A 5,284-nucleotide genomic window follows, 5' to 3' on the forward strand; every position below is an offset into this window, starting at 1 on the left:
GACTTGTAATGAACTTCTCTTTCCTATTCAGTGGCACCGTAAGTACCAATGCACAAATGGTTGTACTTGGCATGTTCGTACTAGTAGCAGGTGCTAACGCAGGCAAATTCGGCCTAGACCGCTATGCAATGCCATACCTAAAAGGTCTATTTACAAATAAAGCAGATAAAAAAGTTCGAGAAACAGTAGAAGCATAAGTAGATGATATAGGTAAGTGTCAGGCACTAAAAAGGTGCCTGACACTTTTTATTTCAATGGGGTGACAGACACCTTCATGATTCCTTTTATTTTTCAGCTAGATATGATTTAATGAAAATTATACCATCGTTTTCCTATCCTTGTGGCGAGGATGAATGAGAAAGTTCTTCTGTCGTTGTTGCTTTCTTTTTCAATTGAAAACGGTGGTTCTATTATGTCTTTGTCGTTCCATAACCTACCCCTCCTAAACCATTTTATGACACCCTGGACAAACAACTGTTCACACTAAATAAAGAGCGTTGCACCATACATAGTGGCGACAGCTGTAATGACCGTCCATAATGCTAAGCTGATGAGCATCCAACTCATAACTGTGCGTCGATTTGCTCCAAAACTCATTGCCATAAATCCGGAAATGTGCGAACCAATAATAAATGGACCGATAAGCGCTAAACCTGGTAGTCCATATTTGTCAAACATATGTCTTGCTCGTTTCGCTTTTTTCGAATCCTCTTCAAACGTAAACTCTTCCTGCACTAGTTCTGTGTTTGTTGTTGAAACGGGTTCTGTTTCGACTGCTGTAGCGCGCTTTTTTTTCCTTGATCGTATCCATTGTTTGACGCGATCAATAAATACAATCAGTAAAAAAACTGTGATTGCATTTCCCGCAAAAGCCATTAGTGCAACAGGGACCGGCGACAACCCACCAACAATAGCAACTGGAATCACCACAATCAGTTCAAGTAATGGCGTTGCAGCAACCAAAAACACAGACAAATAAGATAACATCATTGATCCACCTCCGTTTAATCATTCAATTTTTTAATTTCGGACCAAAAAATAAAATATTGCCCTAACCCTAATCCTGTTAACAGAAAAATGGGAAGTAATCGAATCTCATTGAATAAAATGAGGATAACAAGCGCCACCGGGATCGCAAAATAGTAATAAATATAAACCTTACGACACGCTCGGTAGGTCACATATTGATGACCTTCATCTTCTTCCTTTAATTCATAAGGGATGTACGTCATGATTCGTATTCTTCTGTTAGGATATTTTCGATTAAAGTAAATGATTAAACCAAAATAGACCACTACAAATACTCCATATAGCCCTGAAACTAATAAGAATAAGCCGTTACGATCTGGCATTTGCGAACCGACCGTATAAATCACCGCAAGACCAATCAGAAACACACTCACCGTAAAAGGGGAACGTAAAAATCGTTCGATCATTGTGAATCCTCCTCTTCTATCCAAAAAACATCTTCTAAATGCACTTGAAATGCGTTGGCAATCTTAAGAGCTAACGTTACAGAAGGAGCATAATCCCCTTTTTCAATCATACCGATCGTCTGCCGAGTTGCCCCAACCTGTTTTCCTAAATCCGACTGGGAAAAACTGTGCCTTGCTCTCAATTCCTTCACCCGATTCCGCAACACTCAAGCCACCTCCTCCTCTCAACAATGTAAACGATCCTTAACATAATGTCAATAATATTTTACATAGTGGGACATGGGGACAGGGACCTTGTCCCAGTTAATAATGCTTGAGTGGTGACACATACTGGTGACTAGGCGCCACTCTAAGTCATGATCCCAAATTGCTAACAAGCCCGCGTCAGGCTGATGTGACAACCTATTATTTTTTCACCAAAACATGGCAATAATAAGGAATGAGGAATGAGAAGGAGGAAAGAAACATTGATTTCATTTATTTTAGGAACTTTTTTCGGTGGTATCGTTGGGGTTTTGACCATGTGTTTAATGATAGTGGCTAAAGATGCGGATCAATTAGGAAGAGAAAAATAGCTGCCGTAGGGACAAAAACAGTGATAGTCCAAACAGCCATTAGTGAGGACTTTTCTGTAAACCTGAACGAACGGAGGATGAATGGTCACTGGCCGGATATTGTTGAAGGGAGGAAAAATTGGAGCGCTCTCTTGGATGAATCGAAGCACTCTTTCATAACTGATATGGTGTTACTACGCAGACGTGCTTGAATTGACCTACACCTAAAAGCATAGGGTGTAGGAAGGAAATTTTGCGCTACGACAAAGTGAGATTTAATTAAATCAGTTTATACTTTTTGCATAGAAAAAAGATGATCCCCACTTTACAGGAATCATCTTTTTATTATCACACTTTTTAATGATGTATTAAAAAGCCCACGTTATGCAACTTAGTTATTAACGGATTCTTTAAGTGCTTTACCAGGTTTGAATGCTGGAACCTTGCTTGCAGGGATGTCGATTTCCTCACCTGTTTGTGGGTTACGTCCTTTTCTTGCTGATCTTTCTCTAACTTCAAAGTTTCCAAAACCAATCAACTGAACGCCTTCTCCATTTGATAGTGATTCTGAAATAGTTTCCAATACAGCGTCAACTGCATTACCGGAATCCTTTTTTGAAAGCTCTGCACTTTCTGCTACTTTGTTTACTAAATCTGTTTTATTCATGTATATTACTCCTTTTCTAAAAACTTCATTCTACACTTCTTTTTACCACAAATTACAAAAATAAACAAATTTCTACGCATGATTTAGGGCAAAATACCTACATTTTAGCGACCTCGACCGCTCTGATGCTTCTTATGCCATCATGAAACCAATGGTGGGATAGGAGGCCTTGTCCTACCCCTTTTGATAAAATGGTACCTCGATCAACTAATAAAAACCAGTTTCGATAAATAGGAAACAGACTAACGGCTTTTTCTTATATTCCAATACTGTCCAGTCTTGTATTTATGATATGATGTAGGGAGTTCAATATGGAAAAAGTTATGCTTCACTCAGTGGGGGTTTTTTCCTTCCCACACTATAGTGTTAACGGTTTATTCCCACTTAAACATCTCCGTTTCATTTCATGTTTTGAAGCAGGAATCGTACGGACGGTTGCACCGGGGAAAATTGTACGCAACTACAGGAACTGGGACAAGTGCCCTGTCCCCTTGTCCCACGAAAGGAGGATAATGGTGAATAAGAGAGATTATGCGATTTATGCTATTTTGGCCATTGCGGTGGTTAGTATTATTGTTAATTTTAATATGTTAGATAAAATGGAAGAATTGAAGTCTCAACAGGAACAAACACGAAGTCAGGTAGACCGACAACTTCGGTATGAAATCGATCATTTATCCCAACAAATTCAAGAGATCAATGAAAAAAATGAATGGGTTAGCGATCGAGAATTTAAAGCTGTCGAAGAAAGGTCAACACCAGAGGAAATTCACCTTGACTTAGAATGGACTTTTCGTGAGGTGGAAAGTGATGCTTCCATTACTGTTGCTTATCGAGAGGAGGGGGCAACTGAGTGGGAAGAAGTTGAAGCTAACAACGCTTCAGGATCAGCTTATCTTGCTTCATTAGTGCTTTCTCCGATGCATACCTATGAATACAAAATCATGAGTGAAGGGGATACCATTCAATCAACGGAAACTAGACGTATTCCACAAGAGCTGTATCAACCAATCCCATTGGTTACAAGAGGGACAGGATCAGGACAGGATGCTAATGGGAATATGACACATTATTCAGCTGAACTGAAACAAATTGAGCAGCCTATTTTTTCCTTTTTCAACCCAAAAACTGTCACAGCATTCGTTCATTACGAAGAACACCCGACAGAAGAAATTAATGTTGGCGCTGATCAAGGTATTTGGAAATTCCGAGTCGAGCCAGAGGACAAAACGATTACATCGATAGACTTAAGAGTTGAATACGAAAATGGGACCATCCACGAGGGCGAAATTTACCCAGATGAACAGGAATATATGGAAAGTGTGCATAAGTGACGATAAAAGAGTGCCTGCCACCCTAAAAATGCGGTGACAAGCACTCTTTCTTGTTGGTTGATGAAATGAATGGGACAAGTGCCCTGTCCCCATGTCCCACCACTATTTTTTCTGTTGGTCTAGAATCAGTTGTTTGATTTCTTTTATTTCTTTTCGTAATACTCGGTTCTCTTCTGCTATATCTGCGAGTTGCTGATCTCGCAAGTTATCATCTTCTTGTTCTAAATAATTTAGGATCACAGCGACTACTAGATTTAAAATAACTAATGCACCAATTACAATAAAGGATTCAAAGTAGATCCATGCCCAAGGGATTTCATTAATAATTGGTCTAGCTACTTGGCTGGCCCACGATTCAAACGTCACCACCTGTGTTAACGTGAATAAAGAAGCATGGAAACTACCAAAATATTCATCTGGCAGTACATCACTAAAATAAGTCGTCCCAATAATCGCATAAATCGTAAAAATAAGAATCGTTAAACCTAATATCCCTGTTAACGCTGGGATTGACTTCATCAATGAATCGATAATTTTTCGAAGGGCTGGGACAACAGAGATCATCCGTAACAACCGCAGCACGCGCAAGATCCGCATGACACTAACAAATGGCATCGTGTATAGGGCAACACTGGCCGTTACAATAATAAAATCAAAGATATTCCACTTTTGTTTAAAATAACCTCGTAACCCAAAGGCCGCCATCTTTAATACCATCTCAACGAAAAATATCCAAACTAGTACACGATCCATCCCATTTAGAAGATTGGTATAACCGGTCGAGTATGTTCCGGCGATTACAATCAGCCCATTTAGTAAAATTAAGCCTATAATAAGTGTTTGAAAGTTTTTATGTTCAACAACTTTTTTTAGCTTGTTCGCTCGAGGAGGGTTGTCAGCACGCTCCTCAAACGGTTGGTTTTGTTCTAAATCATTCCGTTGCAAATCCCCACTCCTCACCATCTTTTTTCACCCAAAGCAAGTCATAAGCTTTGCGCCTATTCTATCATAATACATTTATAAGTTATTATGCTAGTCAGATAACCGGAGTCTAAAAAACTACTTTCATAAAAAAACTTGCAACTATTGACTATTTCTCTAATTTATCAGGGTAAATTTGCCATTATTTTCCATAACATAAATACTAGCAAGACGAAAAAGGTGACATTGGTCAATCCCCAATTTTTCGGACACTTCAAAATTCGACAGATAAAGCTTAACAGGCTTATTATTATAAACATCTGTAACTTCTATGGACATGGGGCACTTGCCGAGGTTAACCGCAAAATAATA

The 5,284-nt window shown here is 39.1% G+C and carries 8 protein-coding genes and 1 pseudogene; 3 read left to right on the top strand and 6 right to left on the bottom strand.

Annotation, left to right across the window (positions count from 1 at the left end; genetic code table 11):
• Positions 1–197 (top strand): annotated as a pseudogene (locus FCI53_RS20850) (Crp/Fnr family transcriptional regulator); the annotation flags it as partial.
• Positions 198–483: 286 nt separating this feature from the next.
• Here the strand turns inward: FCI53_RS20850 and FCI53_RS20855 are convergent.
• From FCI53_RS20855 to FCI53_RS20865, 3 genes are read right to left on the bottom strand one after another with little or no spacing between them, the layout of a single operon-like run.
• A complete protein-coding gene (locus tag FCI53_RS20855; protein WP_246050177.1) occupies positions 484–990 on the bottom strand; it encodes a small multi-drug export protein in 507 nt (168 codons plus the stop codon).
• A gap of 14 nt (positions 991–1,004) precedes the next feature.
• Positions 1,005–1,436, bottom strand: coding sequence for a hypothetical protein (locus FCI53_RS20860; protein WP_138420919.1), 432 nt, complete (start codon positions 1,434–1,436; stop codon positions 1,005–1,007).
• Complete coding sequence (locus FCI53_RS20865) at positions 1,433–1,642, bottom strand: helix-turn-helix transcriptional regulator (protein WP_138420920.1); 210 nt, start codon at positions 1,640–1,642, stop codon at positions 1,433–1,435. Before FCI53_RS20865 ends, FCI53_RS20860 begins: the two co-directional genes overlap by 4 nt.
• 261 nt (positions 1,643–1,903) lie before the next feature.
• On the opposite strand from FCI53_RS20865, the gene FCI53_RS20870 reads away from it, so the two are divergent.
• Positions 1,904–2,011, top strand: coding sequence for a DUF3789 domain-containing protein (locus FCI53_RS20870; protein WP_138420921.1), 108 nt, complete (start codon positions 1,904–1,906; stop codon positions 2,009–2,011).
• Between the two features lie 370 nt (positions 2,012–2,381).
• Here the strand turns inward: FCI53_RS20870 and FCI53_RS20875 are convergent, their stop codons facing one another.
• Positions 2,382–2,657 (bottom strand): HU family DNA-binding protein, encoded by a 276-nt coding sequence (locus FCI53_RS20875; RefSeq protein ID WP_138420922.1) that lies wholly within the window; start codon positions 2,655–2,657, stop codon positions 2,382–2,384.
• Positions 2,658–3,172: 515 nt separating this feature from the next.
• On the opposite strand from FCI53_RS20875, the gene FCI53_RS20880 reads away from it, so the two are divergent.
• Positions 3,173–3,991 (top strand): hypothetical protein, encoded by an 819-nt coding sequence (locus tag FCI53_RS20880; RefSeq protein WP_138420923.1) that lies wholly within the window; start codon positions 3,173–3,175, stop codon positions 3,989–3,991.
• A 102-nt stretch (positions 3,992–4,093) separates the two neighbouring features.
• On the opposite strand, the gene FCI53_RS20885 is transcribed toward FCI53_RS20880, so the two are convergent.
• Together FCI53_RS20885 and FCI53_RS21710 are read right to left on the bottom strand one after the other, a co-directional pair.
• The gene (locus FCI53_RS20885; protein WP_246050178.1) at positions 4,094–4,936 is read right to left on the bottom strand and encodes an ion transporter; all 843 of its coding nucleotides are present in this window, start codon (positions 4,934–4,936) and stop codon (positions 4,094–4,096) included.
• A gap of 153 nt (positions 4,937–5,089) precedes the next feature.
• Positions 5,090–5,284 (bottom strand): hypothetical protein (locus FCI53_RS21710; RefSeq protein WP_210238512.1); only part of this gene is annotated, 195 nt, incomplete at its 5' end.

The sequence above is a fragment of the Aquibacillus sediminis genome, assembly GCF_005870085.1.
Classification (GTDB): domain Bacteria; phylum Bacillota; class Bacilli; order Bacillales; family Amphibacillaceae; genus Aquibacillus_E; species Aquibacillus_E sediminis.